Origin of the sequence: Bradyrhizobium sp. CCBAU 51745 (assembly GCF_028128715.1) — a bacterium.
Taxonomy (GTDB): domain Bacteria; phylum Pseudomonadota; class Alphaproteobacteria; order Rhizobiales; family Xanthobacteraceae; genus Bradyrhizobium; species Bradyrhizobium manausense.
This window is the reverse complement of record NZ_LBJP01000093.1, coordinates 60,883-79,265: the sequence shown is the minus strand read 5'-3', so window position 1 is coordinate 79,265 and position 18,383 is coordinate 60,883. Positions and strand designations below refer to the sequence as shown.

Sequence of the window (18,383 nt, the reverse complement as noted above, 5' to 3'; positions counted from 1 at the left end):
GACGGACTTCCTCTCTGGCCTTTCTCACCGCGTCGCGAATTCTGACCTGCAGCATGGGACTGCGTCTCTTGAGCTCCCCGGCTTTTGACCATGCTCCATCTTCGCTCGCGTACTCGGTTTTGAATTGACCATCCACTTCGAGCACATAATTTGAAGCTGGCAGCACACGAGTTGGTGTGGCCATTTTGTTGCTTTAGAGCGAAAAGTTCGGTCGCAGGCCCCGCCTGAGCCACATCGCCCGAGCCGCACCAGCAGTATATTGTGCGAATCGCGGTGCGAGGAACCTCTAACCATCAAGAATTGAGCGCGCGATCAAGAAATCCACCACCGCTTTCGCTGAATGCTCTAGGGTCTGCTCCATGGTCTTGAGATGAATGTCCGGCGTTGCTGGTGCTTCGTAGCACGCGTCGATTCCGGTGAAGTTCTTGATCTTGCCTGATCTTACCTTTGAGTACAGCCCTTTCGGGTCTCGTCGCGCGCATTCCTCGATCGGCGTATCGACAAAGACCTCTATGAACTCTTCCTTGCCAACCAGGATGCGTACCCTGTCCCGTTCGGCGCTGGTGGGCGAGATAAGCGAACAGATCACGATCAAGCCGCTGTCTGCCATCAATTTGGCAACTTCACCGACACGCCGAATGTTCTCCACGCGATCCGCCTCCGAGAAGCCCAGATCCGCACTTAATCCGTGCCGGAGGTTGTCGCCATCCAGCAGCATTGTATGCCGCGACATCGCGAACAGCTTTTGATCAACGAGATTGGCAATCGCCGACTTTCCCGCGCCAGACAGGCCGGTAAACCAGATGACGCAGGGCTTCTGATTCTTGAGCGCGGCGCGCTCCCTCCGATCCACGGATAGGCCTTGCCTAACAATATTGGCGGCCGGCCGTAGCGGAAAGGCAATCATGCCGGCCCCGGCCGTACGATTGGTGTACCGATCGATGAAGATAAATGATCCGGTCTTTCGATTGACGTCGTAGGGATCGAAGACTGCGGGCATTGTGGTCGCAACATTACAAAGAGCAATCTCGTTCAATGAAACCATCCCGGCGGCCAGATGCTCACAAGTGTTGACGTCGATCCGGTGCGTAATTTCGGTAATGCTGCCGGCAATCGTCTGCGATCCAATCCGCAGGACGTAATTGCGTCCCGGAGCGAGCGGCTCCTCGTCCATCCAGATGACATAAGCAGCGAACTGGTCGGCAACCTTCGGCTGATCGTCCGGACGTGACAGAACGTCGCCACGGCCGATATCGATTTCGTCTTCCAGTGTAATGGTCACCGCATCCCCGGCTTCGGCACCGACAAGGTCGCCACCGTGGGTCACGATCCGTTTGACGCGCGTGGTCCGTCCCGACGCGGCGACGATGATCTCATCCCCCGCCGAGATCTGACCGGAAGCCACCGTCCCGGCATAGCCCCGAAACTCCGGGTTTGGCCGGTTCACCCATTGTACCGGAAAGCGGAAAGCCTGGCTTGCGGTCCCGGAGTGGATGTCAATGCTTTCCAGATATTCAAGCAGGCAGGGGCCATGATACCAGTTGGTACGCGCGGAGCGGTCTACGATGTTGTCGCCCTCGCGGGCCGAGATTGGGACCGGAACGATCGAGGTGAAGCCGAGACCGGCAGCAAAGGACAGATAGTCACGAACGATCCGATCGAAGCACTCCTCGTCGTAGGCAACAAGATCGATCTTGTTGACTGCCAGCACGATATGGCGAATACCGAGCAGGGCACAGATAAAAGAGTGGCGGCGCGTCTGAACCATCACGCCTTTGCGGGCATCAATCAGGATAATGGCGAGCTGGGCTTGCGAGGCGCCGGTAGCCATATTGCGGGTATACTGCTCGTGGCCAGGAGTGTCGGCCACCATGAAGGAGCGCCGCGGCGTAGTGAAGAAGCGGTAGGCAACATCGATCGTGATGCCCTGCTCCCGTTCGGCCTCGAGCCCGTCCACGAGCAGGGCGAAGTCGATGCTATTCCCGGTGGTACCGTACTTGATGCTGTCGCGTTCCAGTGCCTTGATCTGATCGTGGTAGATCATCTTGCTGTCGTGCAGCAATCGGCCGATCAGCGTCGATTTGCCGTCGTCCACCGAGCCACATGTGATGAATCGCAACTGATCCTTCGTCCGGGCCGGGAACCGCTCCATTGTCGGATTTGTAAACATCAAAAGTAGCCTTCCCGCTTCTTCTTCTCCATTGAAGCGGCTCCATCTGTATCAATGAGGCGTCCCTGGCGCTCCGACACAGTCGCTGTTTGCATTTCTGCAACGATACCTTCGATCGTTGTCGCATCGGATTCAATAGCCCCGCTCAAGGGATAACATCCAAGGGTGCGAAAGCGGATCATCCGCATTTCCGCCGTCTCGTCGCGGTTAAGAGGCAATCGCTCGTCGTCAACCATGATCATCGCACCATTTCGATGCACTATCGGTCTTCGTTTTGCGAAGTAGAGCGGAACGACCGGAATTTTCTCGATCATGATGTATTCCCACACCTCAAGCTCGGTCCAGTTTGACATCGCAAACACGCGCATGGTTTCGCCTTGACGAATCCGTGTGTTGAACAGGCTCCAGAGCTCCGGCCGTTGGTTACGGGGGTCCCATACGTGTCCGGCCGAACGGAAGGAGAGTATCCGTTCTTTTGCGCGACTCCTTTCCTCATCACGCCGGGCTCCGCCGAAGGCGGCATCAAATCCATGGAAGTCGAGCGCCTGCTTCAGGGCGTCGGTCTTCATCACCTGGGTGTGGAGCGCGGAGCCGGAATCGATCGGATTGATCCCACGCGCGATGCCGTCCTTGTTGACATGGACAATCAAGTCGAGGCCGAGTCGCCTGGCTGTCGCGTCTCGAAAGCTGATCATCTCGCGGAACTTCCACGTCGTATCGACGTGAAGCAGGGGGAACGGTATTTTTGCCGGATAGAACGCCTTGATCGCGATGTGCAGCATCACGCTTGAATCTTTTCCGATGGAGTAAAGCATGACGGGCCTTTCGAACTCGGCGACCACATCACGCATGATTTCAATCGATTCAGCCTCGAGACGGCGCAGATGCTTCGGCAGCATATATCTTGTTTTCCGTGAGGATCTCTGTTATTCGCCGCTCTTTGGCTCCCGAGAGTGGGAATATCCGAGCCAGATACGACCGGCGGAAACGCACGGCTCGTCGATCAGGTCTAGCCCGTTGGACAGCAGAATTCCAGACGCGGCAACTTATCGCATTCTTCCGCTCGTGCGGTCGGCGCCTGCGTCATACCTGATCGGGGGATCAGCGCGCCGACTAACGAGCTCGGCTAATCAACCAGCGTGTCTTGATCACAAGCATCCAGAGTCCTTAGGAGATGCTGAGGATCTGTTCAAGCCGCGCGACCTCGCCTCGCAGCATCTCGATAGCCACGTCCCGATTTTCCGAAATACTCCAAGAAGTGTCGACCGGCCCTCCAGCGTGAGATGAGCCGGACAATTCTCTTGCCTTGGCACTTCGCAAATCCCACCAGGTTCGGAACATCCGACGATAGAGTTCGGTTACCTCCGGTCCCCTGTCCAGAACTCCAGCTTTCTGGGCATGCAGCAGTTCCTGCTCATATCCGAGGTCTAGCAATAGCTCGGCACCGACCAGATCCGTCACGGTTTGCATCTCTTCGACGCTCAATTGAGATTGCCATGATTTGACAGAGCTTTCGTCGATGGCGTTTCGTTCCAGGATTTTTCGATCCCCAAAGCTGCTGGATTGAAGATAATCTGCTCGTTCCATGCTCGCCGATGCGACGCCTCCTGGATCACAGCCGAGCCCTGCCAGTAGACGCTGGATCTCCTCGTCCGGATGCGCCACGAGCAGTTCGTATCGCACCAAATGAGTCTGCCGGCGAGTACGTTGCGCGGCGAGCCTAGGCAGACCCAAAACCAAATCGGCAAGTGAAGAGATTATGCCATCGGGCAGACGGAGCATGAGCTCAGCGAGGCTGGATACGCTGACCGGCCGCGAGCTTTCTGCTCGCAGTGGGATGCCCCACGTCGATTTCAGTGAAGCGGCGATGGCGTAGGGATTGCGCATCAAGAGGATGTGTGGTGCTTCTGGGTACACGGCTTCAACAAAGTCAAGGACCGTCCAATAGCGTGGTGTCTTGTCTATGATGATACGCTTGCCCGCTTCTGCCAGATACTGATTGTATGCTGCGTCTGCAAAAGCGCGGCAAGCGATCTTGCGATCTATCCGTCCCAAGAATTCGGAGGTTGCGGTCTCAATCAGTGAGCAGCCCGCCGGGTGGCGCCGATCCACCTTGCCAAATGCTTCAAGCGCCAGCATCAACCAAGGCTCAGGCGGAGCCTCAATGTCTGGATGGAGCTGCAGCAAATGTGCCAGGAGTGTCGTCCCGGATCGTGGAAGACCGAGGAGAAAGCACACCTCAGGTGAACGACCAAGACGTCCGCTCATTGTTCAGACACTCGTGCTTGGCAAGCGCCCCCTGTCGGCGCGAGCTCGATTGGGCCAAACAAAGCCAGCCGGCAGATCACATGAGGACAACCGCTTGCGCACAAAGATTCGAAACGACAAAAATTCTGTCTGCCACTCATGACCTGAGACCCGTTCAGTTGATGGGGTGGGATCACAGAAGGGATAACTGCAATCGCTTCCGCTGTTGCCGACCCAATGAGACCAAATCAAGCAACAGCTCAATTGCACGAAGATTGACTGTGGCTATGGAAAGGTTGAAAAGAACTATACCGACGTTTGCCGACGGCCGCGCGCGGCATGGAAGATTGCTACGCTTAGTCAGAAGATGCCTGCGCTGGGGCGTTGAAGAGGTAAATGCGACATGCACCTCGCTGAGGCTCGGCATACTCCAATCAATTTCGACATATGAGCGCAGTCCTACAAAGACGCCGACGGTATCCTGAACATCACACCTGGCAGGACGCAGCAATCTTCTGAACGCGCCAGCGATCCAGACTCACTTCCAGTGAGCGCCGCCGTTGGTTGGTCAACACACTGGATTATAGGTCCGGCCAGCTTGTTTTACACAAGCCCATTCGTCGAAACTGTAAGGTGTATTTGGGTTAGCGGACCTCGCGACGCTGTTCCTCCCTGACGGGCGCTAAGGAGTGTTAGATTGCCAGTGTTAGGATTGATGGACCTGATCTAGCAGGCCTCGGGATTACCCCATCAGCAAGCGCGCTTGGCCCTACCTCTCGTGACGGAGGCAGATTGTCAGCCGTTCATGTGGGAGATCCTTAACAGATAGCCAAGACAATGTCTTCACTGCCGATATGGATGGCGAGTGGTCATAACGGCTTAGACCACTTCTAAGAGAGTTCATCAATGAGAGGATGCTCGAGCCTCCCACCGCGACATTGAAACGCCATCCAAAAATTCCTCTCAGCGCGGATCGGCAAAACTAATTTGCCCCAAACTTCCATGGGGGAGGGCGGCCTGTGAGCCGCCCTGCCGCTCCAGTACCGGCGCTGCCCAAAGCTACCGCTGATGTCCGAGTCCGATTCCAAGATTTAAGGCCTTCTGGCGGAGAGCACCGACGCTGCGTTTGGTCATCTTTGCTATTTTAATGACCGGGGTTCGGGCCTTCGAATGAACTTTGAGCTCCTGGATATCTGCCTTCGTCCATTCGCGCCGCTTAACGCGTTTCTTGGTTGCTTTCTTCACGATTAATGCTCCTTTTGAGAGGGAGCGGCTTGTAACATGGTTTTCTCGGCGCGACGACCGAAAAAAACAGGCAATATCATAGGAAGTCGCGGGTATAAGGTCGGTCACGTCTTCCGAGCGAGGCGTCTCGACGAGTGCAGCTGTGGAGTTGTAGACTTCATACAAACCTCACGCTCTGAGACCCATCACGACCACAGTGTTTCCAAATTGAACTTCGCGATCTGGTCGAAGTACATCACCATCGGCACAGTAAGGCTACCGCACGGAATGGCAGCGGGCGGAAGTAAGCTTGATCCGAAGCGCCGCCGCCCAGGTGCGAATGGCGACGCTGGCCGTTGTAAAAGGGAGGTACGTCCGATCGAGACGCGGACGTCGGACACACGTGTCGTAGGCATGCTCGACGAACACGATGTCCCGCCCGGCGCCCAAGCCGTCCACGCTGATGGCAATGCCATAACTGGCGAGCAAAGGTGAACGTTGCGTCCGAAAACGACGAGAATAATCGGTGTTGAAGACGTCCAGCTTGCGTGGAACAATCGGGAACTGTAAGGCCCTTTGCTTATTCAGGAGAGTTCGTCCTTGCCGGATGCTCGAACGGCTGATCGGGACGGATTGGCTCATGCGGGCGGGGTTCGGAGCTCCAATACATCGGCGAAGATTGTCCAATCGCGGACTCTCTTTTGCCTGCAGAAATCGGTCTCTGCCTGCTGTGCAGCAGCACTCAGCGAGGCGGCATTGACCTTAAATGCCGCCTGGCACGCACGATGCTCGCCGCCGGTATCGTCGCGAACGGTCTTAATAAACCGAACGTTAAATGAAGGCATGACCCCCTCTTCCTATGGTTCGCTTATGCATTATCTGCCATTCGCCCTTAGAGTATTTGATCTGCCTCAAGCAGCATCCCAAGAGCTCTGTCCGCTCCTCCGAAGACAGGTCCATAGCAGCGCGGCGCTAGGCTCCTGTTGTCGCGAAAAACCGCGATCGCTTGCCGGCTCATCGCGGCCGGATTTCTGATATGCGCCGACAGGCGGCTATACGCGCAAGCGATCGCGGGGCAGCGCGCATCCCGATCCTGCATCCGACGGTCCACCTGGCGCCGCGACAGCAGATCCGATCATCAGGCTTGTCGTCAATGAGCCCGGTCCGGGACTTCAGTGCCAAAGCTTAAGGGTGGGATCGGCGCCGGCAAGGCTACCGACGATGAGAGGCGGAACGTCGATCGACGATTCGCTTGGACAGATCAATGAGGAAAATGCTGTCATAGCCCATGGACGTGAGCTGCGCCGCAAATCACCATTCTGGCCGCGTTGCAGAGAAACGCGAGGCGCTGGCGGAAGCGCGAGTTCGGACATGCCGACTGTCAACGCGGGCGTCTGCAGCTCGTTGTGCCCGTTCGAGCTCGACCAATCCCGAACAGGCACCACTCTTTGACCCGCATCAACGCTGCGGCGGCTGCGCCCTGATAGAATTATCTGCCAGTAAGGTCAGATGCACGGCAGACAGAAAGGCTTGACGCCCACGATGCTTTCATGTCCGGGTACCAACGACCGCTTTTTAGGACTGCTGCCCAGCGCATCCGAGCCGCGGGCCAATGAACTGCACATGGTAGGCTGCGCCGCTCGCGAGGGCGTCCACTTTTTCGGCCTGCGGACCGGCCCAACTATGGGCTCCGAGCGGAGCTACGCTCATCCTAATGCTGTTAAGCGGTTCCGACGTCTTTGCGCTCTCGCTGCATAGACTGCCGCGCGCCAGAGGGCGCGGCTGAGCGCCCCCACACACCCAGTAGGATGACGCCGCAGAACAAGGAATGTCTCATCAATAAGGGACGTGACATGACAGAAAGCCGGACCATTTTTCCCGCCGCGGGCCGGATTGCTGGAGCTGCAGTCCAGTTTAGCTTGTGCAGTACAGCTACATATGAGCGAGTTCTTGAGCTGATCAGATCGATTCGACGGAAGCTCGGGCGTTCTTTCGTAGCGCAAATCCAAATATTTCAGTTCGCGAGCGGATCGTGCTTCGTTCACAACGGCGCATGGCCGATAGCCCTCTCGCCTCGGCTGACGCGATCGACCCCGCGGGCCGCGCGCGCGATACTGGACTGAGCCTGTCCGCGCGGAACCCGAGCAACGTGCGTAGTCTTCACAAGGTTATCTGAATTTGTCAGCCCGCAGCAATGAACATAGACCAGGATCTAATGGCGATCTGACCTGGGAGCGGCTCGAAACGGTGCCGCCCCCCGATCAGGATCTGGAGATTGCCGTGATCGAGGGTAATTCAATTCACCGGGTTGTCTTTCCTTGCCGTCGGGTCTTCGGCGGATGGATCAACGCGCATACCGGAAAGCACGTCACCGTGCAGCCAACGCATTGGCGTATCTGGCCGGGATAGCTGCGCTATCCTGCAAAATGGACTGGCGTGAGTTGGGCAGGGACCGCCTTGCTGTACTCTCGGAAACTGTGCAGGGTCGATCGAATGAGCGAGCCCGACGGCAATCATCTCCGAGCGGACCGAATCCATGGTGGGTGCCTTGCGCTGTCCGTCAAGCATGACGTTTCTCATTGCTGTCGCAATCGTTGCCATCGTGCTCATGAGCGACAAAGTCGCCGCAGATTTCTGTATCTCAGGCTATAACGCCGCATACCACCACACAATTTAGCTACGATAAACTTGTGCTTTATACATGCGCAGATTTTCGGCGAATGTTGTCGCTTTGATCGAACCGTCGGCTATTCTCCCTCGGCCAAGAAGGCAGCGAGACGCGTCACCGTCTTTCCTCCGAGCCTTCACCTTCCCGGTCCGCGAACTGGACCGGGCATTTTGTTGGCGGCAAGGCTTGCCTCGACATTGTGGAAAGCGCAAATGGCCACAAGCGAATTTGCTCTGTCGAGAACAGACCCGAGCGCGGGATCAATGGTTTTGCGATTCAGATGAAGCGCGCAGTTCGCGAGCGGCAGCGACCATGTTGGTTAGCGCAGGCCGAACCTCCTCCCATTTGCGCGTTTTTAGGCCGCAGTCCGGATTGACCCAAAGCTGTGAATCCCGCAAACGCGTCCGAGCCAGCACCATCAGCTCCTTCATTTCGCCCACCTCGGGAACGCGTGGAGAGTGGATGTCGTAAACGCCGGGTCCGATTTGATTTGGATATTCGTATGTCTTGAATGCATCCAGTAGCTCCATTTTCGAGCGCGACGACTCGATCGAAATGACATCCGCATCCATTGCAGCGATCGCAGCGATGATATCGTTAAACTCTGAGTAGCACATATGTGTATGGATTTGCGTTTGATCGGCTACGCCAGATGAGCAGATGCGGAAGCAATCTCCGGCCCAATCTAGATATGCCTTCCAATCCGACCGGCGCAATGGCAATCCTTCGCGGAGTGCAGCTTCGTCGATCTGGATCATGGCCGCACCGGCATTCTCGAGATCGCGGACTTCGTCGCGGATCGCGAGCGCAAGCTGACGGCAGACCTCGCTTCTAGGAATATCATCGCGAACAAACGACCAGTTCAGGATCGTCACCGGTCCGGTCAACATCGCCTTCATCGGCTTACTGGTTAGTGATTGCGCGTAGCGCCACCATTCCAAGGTGATCGGCGTCGACCGTACTACGTCCCCAAACAGGATCGGGGGCCTGACGCAGCGCGAACCATAGGACTGTACCCATCCATTCCTGGTAAATGCGAACCCGGCGAGTTGCTCGCTAAAGTACTGCACCATGTCATTACGCTCGAATTCGCCATGCACGAGGACGTCAATACCGATGTCCTCCTGCCAGCGTACGGCGCGGGCTATCTCCTCCTTGAGGAACCTGTCGTATTGTTCGTCGCTCATCGCACCTCGCGCATGCGCTGCACGAGCATTTCGGACCTCTGTGGTCTGTGGAAACGATCCGATCGTCGTGGTAGGAAAAGCTGGAAGTCCAAAGCGTTTCCTTTGGATTTCGGAACGACGGGCAAATGGGCTGGCGCGCCGGCGCATCGTCTGGCCGATCCTCCTCATCCGGACAGCGACTTTGGTATCATGGATCTTCGGCGAAGTCCGGCGGGCAGTCACAGCGCGTTCCGAATCGGCAAGAGCTAGCCCAACATTCTCGTCGCCTGCGAGTGCCCGCCCTAGGATCGCAAGCTCACGCATCTTCTGAACCGAGAAAGCGAGCCAGCTCTTGACGTCGGACGCAAGCCCGGTCTCGAGTTCAACATCGACCGGCACGTGAAGCAGCGAGCAGGATGGAGCGAGCTGTACACGGTGCCTGCCGAGCTTCGCAATCGCTGGATCGAGCCGCTTCCGGAGCGACGACAAGTTCGAGCGCCATATATTCCGGCCGTCGATGACACCGAGCGACATGACGAGATCTCTTCGGCCGTCAGCAATGATTTGATCCAATAGCTCAGGCGCTCGAACAAGATCAAGGTGCAGACCGGAAACTGGCAGGCTCAAGGCAGTATTCAGATTGTCGCCTAGCGGGCCGAAATAACTGGCAACCATGATCTTGATGTCCGGTCCCTCCTTTGCGAACCGGTTATAGGCATGTAGCAACGATTTTCGTGCCGCCTCATCCAGATCAAGGGCCAGGCAGGGCTCGTCAAGCTGAACCCAACCAGCCCCTCGTTCGGCCAATTCATGCAGAACGTCGATATAGACCGGTATCAGATCATCCAGTAGGGAGAGGGTCTGGAACGCGCTATCGGTACTCCTGCCGAGTTTTAGGAATGTGACCGGCCCGATCAGGACCGGGCGGGTCTGAAAGCCTAGAGCCTTTGCTTCCTCGTACTCTTCAACGGGTTTGCGACTGCACAATCTGAACGCTTGTTCCCTGTAAAACTCTGGGATCATATAGTGGTAGTTAGTGTCGAACCACTTGGTCATTCCCTGCGCGGGTGCGCCAGATCCCCGCGGGCTCTGGCCGCAACTCGCATCCTGATCGTCGCATTGTGATCCGCGGGCCATGGCGAAGTACGTCCTGAGCGAAACGGATTCTCCTTTCGAGGCGTAGATCTCCGGGATGGCGCCGACCATGACACTTGTATCGAGCACCTGATCGTATAGCGAGAAGTCGTTCGACGGAATGATCGTGACGCCGAGAGATTTCTGACGAGCCCAGTTCGCTGCGCGCAGGCCGGATGCGTCCTCGTGCAACTGCTGTTCGCTGATCTTTCCGGCCCAGTAGCTTTCAAGAGCGAGTTTGAGCTCACGCCTTGGACCGATGCGCGGCGTCCCGAGCGTAGCGATTGGAAGAGAGGGAAGAGACATAGCTTTAACCTCTGTTCGGGACAAAGGCCATGGCGGACGCAGGCAGGGGAGTCGCGCGTGCGACGACTGCTTGGCGCACCACCGAGACACCCCGCCCGTGGACCAATATTTTATCGGGGCAGGTCTCCTGGCTTGCTGGTCATCGCTGCTGTCCGGCCTTCCCGAAGCCTTGGAGGCTTCAGTGACATCGTTGGACAGCGGCTCGCCGCTCACAGTTGCGGGGGCAGCGCCGGCATTCGCACCGGCTTCCCTCTTAGCTCCGGATCAAATGGGCACCGGAGAACCTCGACGGCTTGGATTATCGGCAGGAGAACTCTTCCGTCAACCTCTCAGATTGTGTGCCAAGCGAATCTGCGACATCTGTTAGGCGAATGAGCATGCATGCGGCTTCCGATTTTGAGAGGCTCGCCCCGCACCTCCGTTGGCCAGCTGTTTTCTCGGACTGAGGGGTCGACATCGAATAGGCCACGGCACGCGGCGCAATCTAGCAACATGCGCGGCGAGAGGTAGATTTGGCGTGCCAGCCAGACTTCAAAGTCGGGGTTAACTCGGCTTTGTGTCGCTAGCAATCCTGTAGCTCGAACGTCGACGACAACGATAGCGAACCGAACGGTTTTAAATGGCGGCAAACGCACTGCCGATTGTCATCAGGCACTTGGCATCGAGGCGTTCACCTCTCGCGCTGACTATCGGGTACGGCACAAGGATACAACAGCTGCGACGGATACACTGAATGGAAACATCGAAACGGGCGCAGGTCGGAAAGTCGACAAGGAGGGACACAAAATCCGTGCAAATTTCCGCCTATTGCCTGGCACGAAGAATGCAAGCCGTCGGCATGTCCAGTCTCCTCCCGCTGGGCATGTCCAGCTCAGCCGATTGACGCTGTCGCTGGCGAGGGAAGTCAGCGGCACGTGACATAGAGGGGAGCGCCTGCTGGCGCGGGAGAGCTAACGAGGGGTGCCCGCCGCATCTCGGGACTTTTCTTGCGCTCGCTCATAGCAATTCAAGGTCGCCCACTTTGAAAGATGTCTCGATGAAACGCGATAGGCTGAGGCTTATGAAGAGAATGTCTGGAAGACCAGTGCCATGGCTTTGCCTGGGCGGATTTCTAATCTGCCTCGCCTGGCCGGCTGCCAAGAGCAACAATATTCGCGCCAACGACAGCCCCCTAGTCGAACGACTCAAGTCAACTTGGCGAGCGCAAGATGGCGAGACGATAGAACAAATCATCTCCAATGTTTCGATGGTGGCCCAGTTCGTCCCGCAAATGTGGGGCGTTGTTGAACTTGGCCAAAACGACTTTGTTTTCGTTCCGTGGACCAGGCACCGGGACAACAAATCAGACGAACAGTACGTTATCGCTTGGAAAGTCGCGCTCGACGGTACGATTCAACTCGCCTCAACGTATGCGAAGCCGATGGAGTTAGGCTGGCGCGCCCTGGCGCTCTCGCTAATCGCCACTGAAGTCGCAGATGGCGAACGGGGCGCAAATCTTAGCTTTCTGCATGATCCGACCAACTTCAACTTTGTGACTACGCCGCAAGGCCGGCTCGGCGATCTTCTGCGGCACGGCCGCTGCACTATCATCGATCCTGTCGGAGTGGACTACCTACCGAAGCGGAATGACAAGCCGACCGAGAAAGGCGATATGTGGCGCGTTCTGCTCGTGGTGAACTGTAGTATCCAAGGACCACGTTATTTTACATACAATGGGGTCATCTCTTTCGAGAAGACTGAAGGACATGATTGGGAGCCACAATCCTCCTTTGCCAAGCGCATCGCCAAATTTCCTCCTGGCTCCTGGTTCCAACGCACCGAGCCAAACGAAGAGGAAGACTTAGGAGAGCGAAGGCCTTAGCAAATTGTCAAGCAGCGCAACATAGCGGCGCAGCCCGTCCATGGCTGGGCGCGTCGGGCCCTGCTACAAGACAGACCCGCTCCGTTGTTTACGGCTCCACAACTGTCCGGCTGCAGCGGATCGACCCGTCGTGCGCAAGGGTCGGCAGCACGTTTGGTTTTTACCGCCGGTTGTCGAGCTCAGCGGCGCATACTGGCTCGCGACCGATTTGCGAGGGAACCAGCTATCACGCATTATTCGCTGGACCCGTCGAGATGCCTCCAGCACGAGGCCGATTCGGCGCGTGCGCCGCGCATCGCGTGACTGAGTAGCATACGTAACAGCGTGAGCATATCGGCTCGAGGCTGCACCAAGGTCGCAGTTCTGCGACGAAAGCGACGAGGAAGTTACCGCGAACGGGGCAGCGGTAGCGACCCCGGCATACCCGCTGAGCGCCTGCACGTTTCCGAGTGCGCAGAGCAGGAAGCTCCGGGGCCGTACGCGAGAACGTCGAGGACCAGACTGGCTCGGCCCTTAGCTTTCCTCGCACTCATTCGTCTGCACGCATAGATCCGGATTCGAAACATAGGAAAGCGCGTCTTTAGCTTTGCTCCAGCTGACACCGCCTCTTATTGCGAATCCGGCTCTGAGTCGGGCACCTACTTCAAGTGCGGAAGACGAGACCGGTACTTCCCGAACGGCCGCGAGCATGTCATTCCAATCATGCAGCCAGGTGCTTAAGAATGATGCGTAGCTTGAGTCGGCAACCGCACCGAAGCTATCCGCCCCGCGCGCGGTGATGCGCAACGCCTATTGTAGACTGAAGCCTCGCACTGAATTGCATCAGGATGCTCGCTATTGTCCGAACACGTGGGCCGCCTCCCCTTTTCCGGCGCGTCTACGGCAAAGCCGCGGCTCAATATCGCAGGTGTTACAACTTCTCGAGCAACCGGACGCGAATGCCAGCGCTCATGGGTACGCACGTTGAGATCGCGGGGAACGTCCCTACCGAAGAGCGACCGCCCGTCGCGGCTTCAGTCAATACCCATTCAGTCCTTGTGCAATCGTTTGGGAGGTAGCGCTTAACCAATATGGTCCAGGGCGGAGGAGCCAAAAGCCCCAATGCGATTGCTATCAGCGATCATCTGGTCGGGCGCAAAACGCACCGGACTTGTCCGATTTGCTCAAACAAGAAAAGTTCATTTGCGCGGCGAGCGTTGAGGTTGAACTCCCTTGCGTCTTTTTCTAAATCCGTCAGAGCGAGCAGACCAGAAGCTTCTTGAACATCTTTTTTCCTGTCAAGACTTTAGGGCGAAATTTCATTGTCCTCTGCGGAACGATCGGCAGCGTTCAGTTTGCCGATCGAAGCCATCACCAACCCAGCAGGGTTGCTCCTCCACGCCTGACAACACCGCGAGCGCCGACCCTTCATAGTCGGCCGCTTTTGCAAAGACAACATTGCGAGGTTTGGGTTTTCGTTCAGCGCCGCGAGTTTGGCGCCGCCCGACGAGGATCTTCTCCGCAAGTCGAGAAGGTACAGCGCGCTCCCAGTGAGAGAGCCGTCGATGGTCAAAGAATAGCGCCGCACGGACTACCGAAAAAATCTCTTGATCCTTACGCAGCGTCAGGTCGTAGCTTCGCGAATCTCTCATACAGCATGTCGAAAATGCCAACGGGATCGCGAATATAATTCGGTCGGGCAGTCGAATGTATCGGCAGCGTATCGTGCGTGAACATGGATCAGGAGTGAAAGGTTATCCTCGGGATGAAGCACCGCGGAATCATATGCGCATTGCTCGCTCTCATCACATCTCCGGTCTGCGCCGCGACACTCAGCGGTGTTCCGCGCATCCACGACGGCAATACTATCGAGATCGAGCACACCAACGTTCGGCTCTCGGGCATCGAAGCTCCTGAGACGGACCAGATTTGCCTCGACGCCCAGGGCCGGAGATGGGCCTGCGGCGTAGCTGCTCGCGACGAGCTCATCAAGCATTCGAATGGGCGAACCTGGGATTGTCATACCCAAAGGGCCGACGAGTACAGGCGAGCCCTCGGCAGCTGCTTCATCGAAGGCGAGAATGTGAACGCCTGGATGGTACGCTCGGGCTGGGCACTATCGGCAGGTGCATCTCTCCATACCTACGCTGTCTATGAGTTGGTGGCGAGCACAGCCCGTGCGGGGCTGTGGTCGGGGGCGTTCATCGCGCCCTGGGACTGGCCTCGCCGCAATAGGGGGACAATTATCGTCGGCGCGACGTTGGTTCCTATCAACGCTCAGCAAGTCCTGCTCGGATCCGATCTGCTAACGGAACCGCCGTCCCCCGAGTGCCTGATAAAAGGCACTCTCGAGCGCAGCGGCGAGCGAATTTACCACCTGCCAGGGCAACCCAGTTACGAACAAATCGACATGACGAAGAAGCGCGGCGAACGCTGGCTCTGTGGCGAAGCGGAAGCCGAAGCCACCGGGTGGCGTAAGGCCGCGCGATGAGGCGACACATGCATGCACCCCACTCTCCAAACCTGTACCATTTAGCCAAGGTAGCGCGTTCGCGCCGGTCGCTGTTGGCGTTCGCTGCTTTGGCAGTTTCCCTGCGGTTCGGCAATAGCATTCTCGATGCGAAGGAAGCAAAAGGCCCGCCCAAGCCCGACAACCTGCTGGGTCCAGATGCTGCCCTAAAGCGGCTGCTAAAGGGGAACGACCGTTTTGTCCAGGGCGCATCACGAGTCGACGATTTCAGGCGCGAGCGTCCGGTCTTGGTTGAGGGCCAAAATCCATATGCGGCGGTTCTGAGCTGCGCCGACTCTCGCGTGGCGCCCGAACTTATCTTCGACAGCGGACTAGGTGATCTGTTTGTCTGCCGCGTCGCCGGAAACTTCGCTAATGATGATACGCTCGCCAGTATGGAATATGCGGTCGCAGTGCTGAACACGCCGCTGATCCTTGTACTCGGCCACGATCATTGCGGTGCGATCGACGCCACGATCAAGTCTCTCCAGCAAGACAAGCCGCCGCCGGGGCACATTTCATCGCTGGTCACCGCACTTGCTCCTGCAGTGAAAGCATCTCTACAGCAAGCCGGCGACACATTCGCTCACGCAGCCCGACAAAATGTGATCGATAATGTCAACAAACTTAGATCGACAGGCCCGATTCTGAACGCTGCAGTCGAGCAGAACCGGCTGAAGGTCGTCGGGGGCCTGTATCGAATCGACACCGGCAAGGTCGATATTGTGAGCTGACGCTTCACCTTCACACCCACGGCAAATCACCTGGACAAGACATGGAGGACGTTTTTATGAACGCACCACCACAACATACCCCCGGTGCGGCTGCTAGCTGGGCTCATCTGTCGCCGCTACTCATCGAAATCCGCGCGCATCGCAATGAGTTTGGCCGCGCGCAGAAAATTCCAAAAGAGATCATCGATGGCTTCAGGCGCGTCGGCGTCTATCGGGCTATGGTCGCCAAGCGATTCGGCGGCGAGGAGCGAACGCCAGCCGATTTTTGTCGCCTGATCGAGCGCATCTCCGAGGCCGACGGATCCGCCGGTTGGGTCGCCAGCTTCGGGGATGGAGCTCGCTACCTCGCTGCTCTTCCGGACGACACGCTTCGAAAAGTTTACGCCAATGGGCCGGACGTCGTGTTGGCGGGCGCGCTTTTCCCGCTCCAGCCCGCCAAGCGATGCACCGATGGATTTGTCGTGAACGGAGTGTGGCCATTCGCTAGCGGCTCGCCGGGCGCGGATTTGATAGGAGTTGGTATCACAGTGGAAGGCGATCCGGCCGGGGACCTCCCGCGCGTAGCGGTGATTCCGGCCGAGAAGGTGACAATCCGGCCCAATTGGGACGTCATCGGATTACAAGGCACTGGAAGCCACGACGTTGTTGTCAGCGACGTCATTGTGCCAGAGGAATGGACCTTGATCCGCGGTGGTCCGGCGACACTTGATGGGCCGCTCTATAGTTATCCATCGTTGGCTTTTGCCGCGCAGGCACATGCGATTGTGGGCATTGGGATTGCACGTTCCGCAATCGACGAGGTGATCGCCATGGCCGGAAGCCGCGCCTCGATCACTGGAGCGCCCGTGATGGCTGAGCGCGGCTATGTCCAGCTTGAGATCGCCAAAGCCGAAGCCATGCTACGTTCCGCTCGTTCCTTCTTTTACGAGGCCACGGAGGAGCTGTGGAAGCAAGCGCTCACGGGTGAGGTAACTCTGAGCACCACGATGCTGATGCGGCTCGCCGCGACGAACGCCGCGCGGCAGGGCGCTGAGGTCTGCAGGATTGCGAGCGGTCTTGCCGGTACTGAGGCGCTCCATACCACCGGCAATCTAGCACGCGCCATGTGCGACAGCTTCGTGGTTGCTCAGCACGCAGCTTTAAACGAGGGAACGCTTCAGAGCGCTGGCCGCGCTCTGCTCGGCACGGCAATACAGCCGGACTTTCCATGAAGTGGGTTACGCACGCGCAAGCCACACGTCACGCGTTTCAATGTGAACAAAGACAGCTTTGGGCTCTCCCCCTTGAAAAAGATCCCACTTCATATCCCGGATCACCAGGTTCATTGTCCAAACATAGCGAGCCGTTATATGCCTCTACCGCCGTGTCGCAATCATTGAGGTGCCGAGCGGTATCCACCTTTGCTTTTGCGTAACGGCTCGCGGTTCAACTCCCACACTTTCCAAATGGCCGCGCGCGCGACCCGATTCTCACCGTTGCCTACCTTGCCGCTTGGGGCGCAGAGTGCGGAAGACGCTCTGCATTGCGCACTATCCTAGCACTCACCCTTGCCGGCCCAATGCCAGCCCACCGCGCTGCCTGTCCAGCTAGCGATGGCCGCTCGCCTTGACGACCACCGTTGTGCAGCTGCGACCATCATCGAGTCCGCTGGTCAAGCCTTACATGAATGAGACCTTCGACATGAGTAGCTGCTAGAGACGCGTATTTTTGAGCAATACATCACCTTCCACTGCGCGCGGATAGTGAGCCGCCACTTCAAATGATGGCAATAAGTTAAGAATGCCTTGCAGGGTTAACTGCCCTTCGTAGAGCTCGCGGTCACTATATTCGGTGTAGATGAAGCGCGTGTTGCTCAAGGTCCGCATTCCGCCGGCGATAACGTCGGCTTCGGCTCCTTGAACGTCCATCCAGATGAAATCGACTACGTCCACGTTGGCTTCGCTGCACCAGTCGTCCAGCCGCCGTGTTTCAACCGAGACAGGGTGATCAAACCGAACCCAATCATACTCGGTAAGATGGTTCTTTGGGCGGCGTATTGAACCGGATAAGTCCCAATCCTTCGCATCCCCATCTGCATTGCTCGGATGGAAGTCGATCGTCCCGTTGCGATCACTGATGGCGATTTCAAGCAGCTTCACCTTATCGAGGGATGGACCGAGCTTCCTCTTGAAGCGCTCGATCGCTCGGGGGTCCGGCTCAAAGCAGTAGAGTTTGGGTTGCGGGCACAGCTCGAGAAACTTTTTCGTATCAGTCCCATCATTGCAGCCGATATCCAGGATGACCGGATTCGGCTTCTGAAGAAGTGAGACGATGTGCTGATGTACTTCTACGGACGACACAGCTGCTCTTCCATGGTGCGCGGAGATCGGATGATTTTCAACTTCG

11 protein-coding genes, 1 pseudogene and 1 riboswitch are annotated in these 18,383 nt (G+C 57.4%); of the genes and pseudogenes, 4 read left to right on the top strand and 8 right to left on the bottom strand.

The window, feature by feature from the left end:
* Positions 1-286: 286 nt before the first annotated feature.
* From cysN to metE, 7 genes and pseudogenes are all read right to left on the bottom strand, one after another.
* Entirely contained in the window at positions 287-2,170 is a 1,884-nt protein-coding gene (gene cysN / locus XH98_RS36720) for a sulfate adenylyltransferase subunit CysN (protein WP_271621449.1), read from the bottom strand.
* Positions 2,170-3,069, bottom strand: a complete 900-nt coding sequence (gene cysD, locus XH98_RS36715) for a sulfate adenylyltransferase subunit CysD (protein WP_271621448.1) — start codon at positions 3,067-3,069, stop codon at positions 2,170-2,172. Before cysD ends, cysN begins: the two co-directional genes overlap by 1 nt.
* 268 nt (positions 3,070-3,337) lie before the next feature.
* Complete coding sequence (locus XH98_RS36710) at positions 3,338-4,438, bottom strand: sulfotransferase family protein (protein ID WP_271621447.1); 1,101 nt, start codon at positions 4,436-4,438, stop codon at positions 3,338-3,340.
* Between the two features lie 1,038 nt (positions 4,439-5,476).
* Positions 5,477-5,662 carry a hypothetical protein gene (locus XH98_RS36705; RefSeq protein WP_271621446.1) on the bottom strand — a complete coding sequence of 62 codons (186 nt, stop codon included), beginning with the start codon at positions 5,660-5,662 and terminating at the stop codon, positions 5,477-5,479.
* A 235-nt stretch (positions 5,663-5,897) separates the two neighbouring features.
* A pseudogene (locus XH98_RS36700) lies at positions 5,898-6,187 on the bottom strand (IS3 family transposase); the annotation flags it as partial.
* Positions 6,188-6,279: 92 nt separating this feature from the next.
* Entirely contained in the window at positions 6,280-6,486 is a 207-nt protein-coding gene (locus tag XH98_RS36695) for a hypothetical protein (protein ID WP_271600815.1), read from the bottom strand.
* Positions 6,487-8,569: 2,083 nt separating this feature from the next.
* Positions 8,570-10,915 carry a 5-methyltetrahydropteroyltriglutamate--homocysteine S-methyltransferase gene (gene metE / locus XH98_RS36690; RefSeq protein ID WP_271621445.1) on the bottom strand — a complete coding sequence of 782 codons (2,346 nt, stop codon included), beginning with the start codon at positions 10,913-10,915 and terminating at the stop codon, positions 8,570-8,572.
* A 100-nt stretch (positions 10,916-11,015) separates the two neighbouring features.
* Positions 11,016-11,218, bottom strand: a riboswitch (cobalamin riboswitch).
* Between the two features lie 733 nt (positions 11,219-11,951).
* On the opposite strand from metE, the gene XH98_RS36685 reads away from it, so the two are divergent.
* The 4 genes from XH98_RS36685 (at position 11,952) to XH98_RS36670 (ending at position 17,209) form a co-directional block, all read left to right on the top strand.
* Complete coding sequence (locus XH98_RS36685; protein ID WP_271600813.1) at positions 11,952-12,776, top strand: nodulate formation efficiency C protein; 825 nt, start codon at positions 11,952-11,954, stop codon at positions 12,774-12,776.
* A gap of 1,771 nt (positions 12,777-14,547) precedes the next feature.
* Positions 14,548-15,246 (top strand): thermonuclease family protein, encoded by a 699-nt coding sequence (locus tag XH98_RS36680; protein ID WP_271621444.1) that lies wholly within the window; start codon positions 14,548-14,550, stop codon positions 15,244-15,246.
* Between the two features lie 8 nt (positions 15,247-15,254).
* Positions 15,255-15,998 (top strand): carbonic anhydrase, encoded by a 744-nt coding sequence (locus XH98_RS36675; RefSeq protein WP_271621443.1) that lies wholly within the window; start codon positions 15,255-15,257, stop codon positions 15,996-15,998.
* Between the two features lie 41 nt (positions 15,999-16,039).
* A complete protein-coding gene (locus tag XH98_RS36670) occupies positions 16,040-17,209 on the top strand; it encodes an acyl-CoA dehydrogenase family protein (protein ID WP_271621442.1) in 1,170 nt (389 codons plus the stop codon).
* A gap of 480 nt (positions 17,210-17,689) precedes the next feature.
* Here the strand turns inward: XH98_RS36670 and XH98_RS36665 are convergent, their stop codons facing one another.
* A complete protein-coding gene (locus XH98_RS36665; RefSeq protein ID WP_271621935.1) occupies positions 17,690-18,337 on the bottom strand; it encodes an FkbM family methyltransferase in 648 nt (215 codons plus the stop codon).
* Positions 18,338-18,383: the final 46 nt, after the last annotated feature.

Bases quoted from the DNA above. Each gene is read 5' to 3' on its own strand.
- cysN (WP_271621449.1), bottom strand. From the start codon at position 2,170: ATGTTTACAAATCCGACAATGGAGCGGTTCCCGGCCCGGACGAAGGAT.
- cysD (WP_271621448.1), bottom strand. From the start codon at position 3,069: ATGCTGCCGAAGCATCTGCGCCGTCTCGAGGCTGAATCGATTGAAATC.
- XH98_RS36710 (WP_271621447.1), bottom strand. From the start codon at position 4,438: ATGAGCGGACGTCTTGGTCGTTCACCTGAGGTGTGCTTTCTCCTCGGT.
- XH98_RS36695 (WP_271600815.1), bottom strand. From the start codon at position 6,486: ATGCCTTCATTTAACGTTCGGTTTATTAAGACCGTTCGCGACGATACC.
- metE (WP_271621445.1), bottom strand. From the start codon at position 10,915: ATGTCTCTTCCCTCTCTTCCAATCGCTACGCTCGGGACGCCGCGCATC.
- XH98_RS36685 (WP_271600813.1), top strand. From the start codon at position 11,952: ATGAAACGCGATAGGCTGAGGCTTATGAAGAGAATGTCTGGAAGACCA.
- XH98_RS36675 (WP_271621443.1), top strand. From the start codon at position 15,255: ATGCATGCACCCCACTCTCCAAACCTGTACCATTTAGCCAAGGTAGCG.
- XH98_RS36670 (WP_271621442.1), top strand. From the start codon at position 16,040: ATGGAGGACGTTTTTATGAACGCACCACCACAACATACCCCCGGTGCG.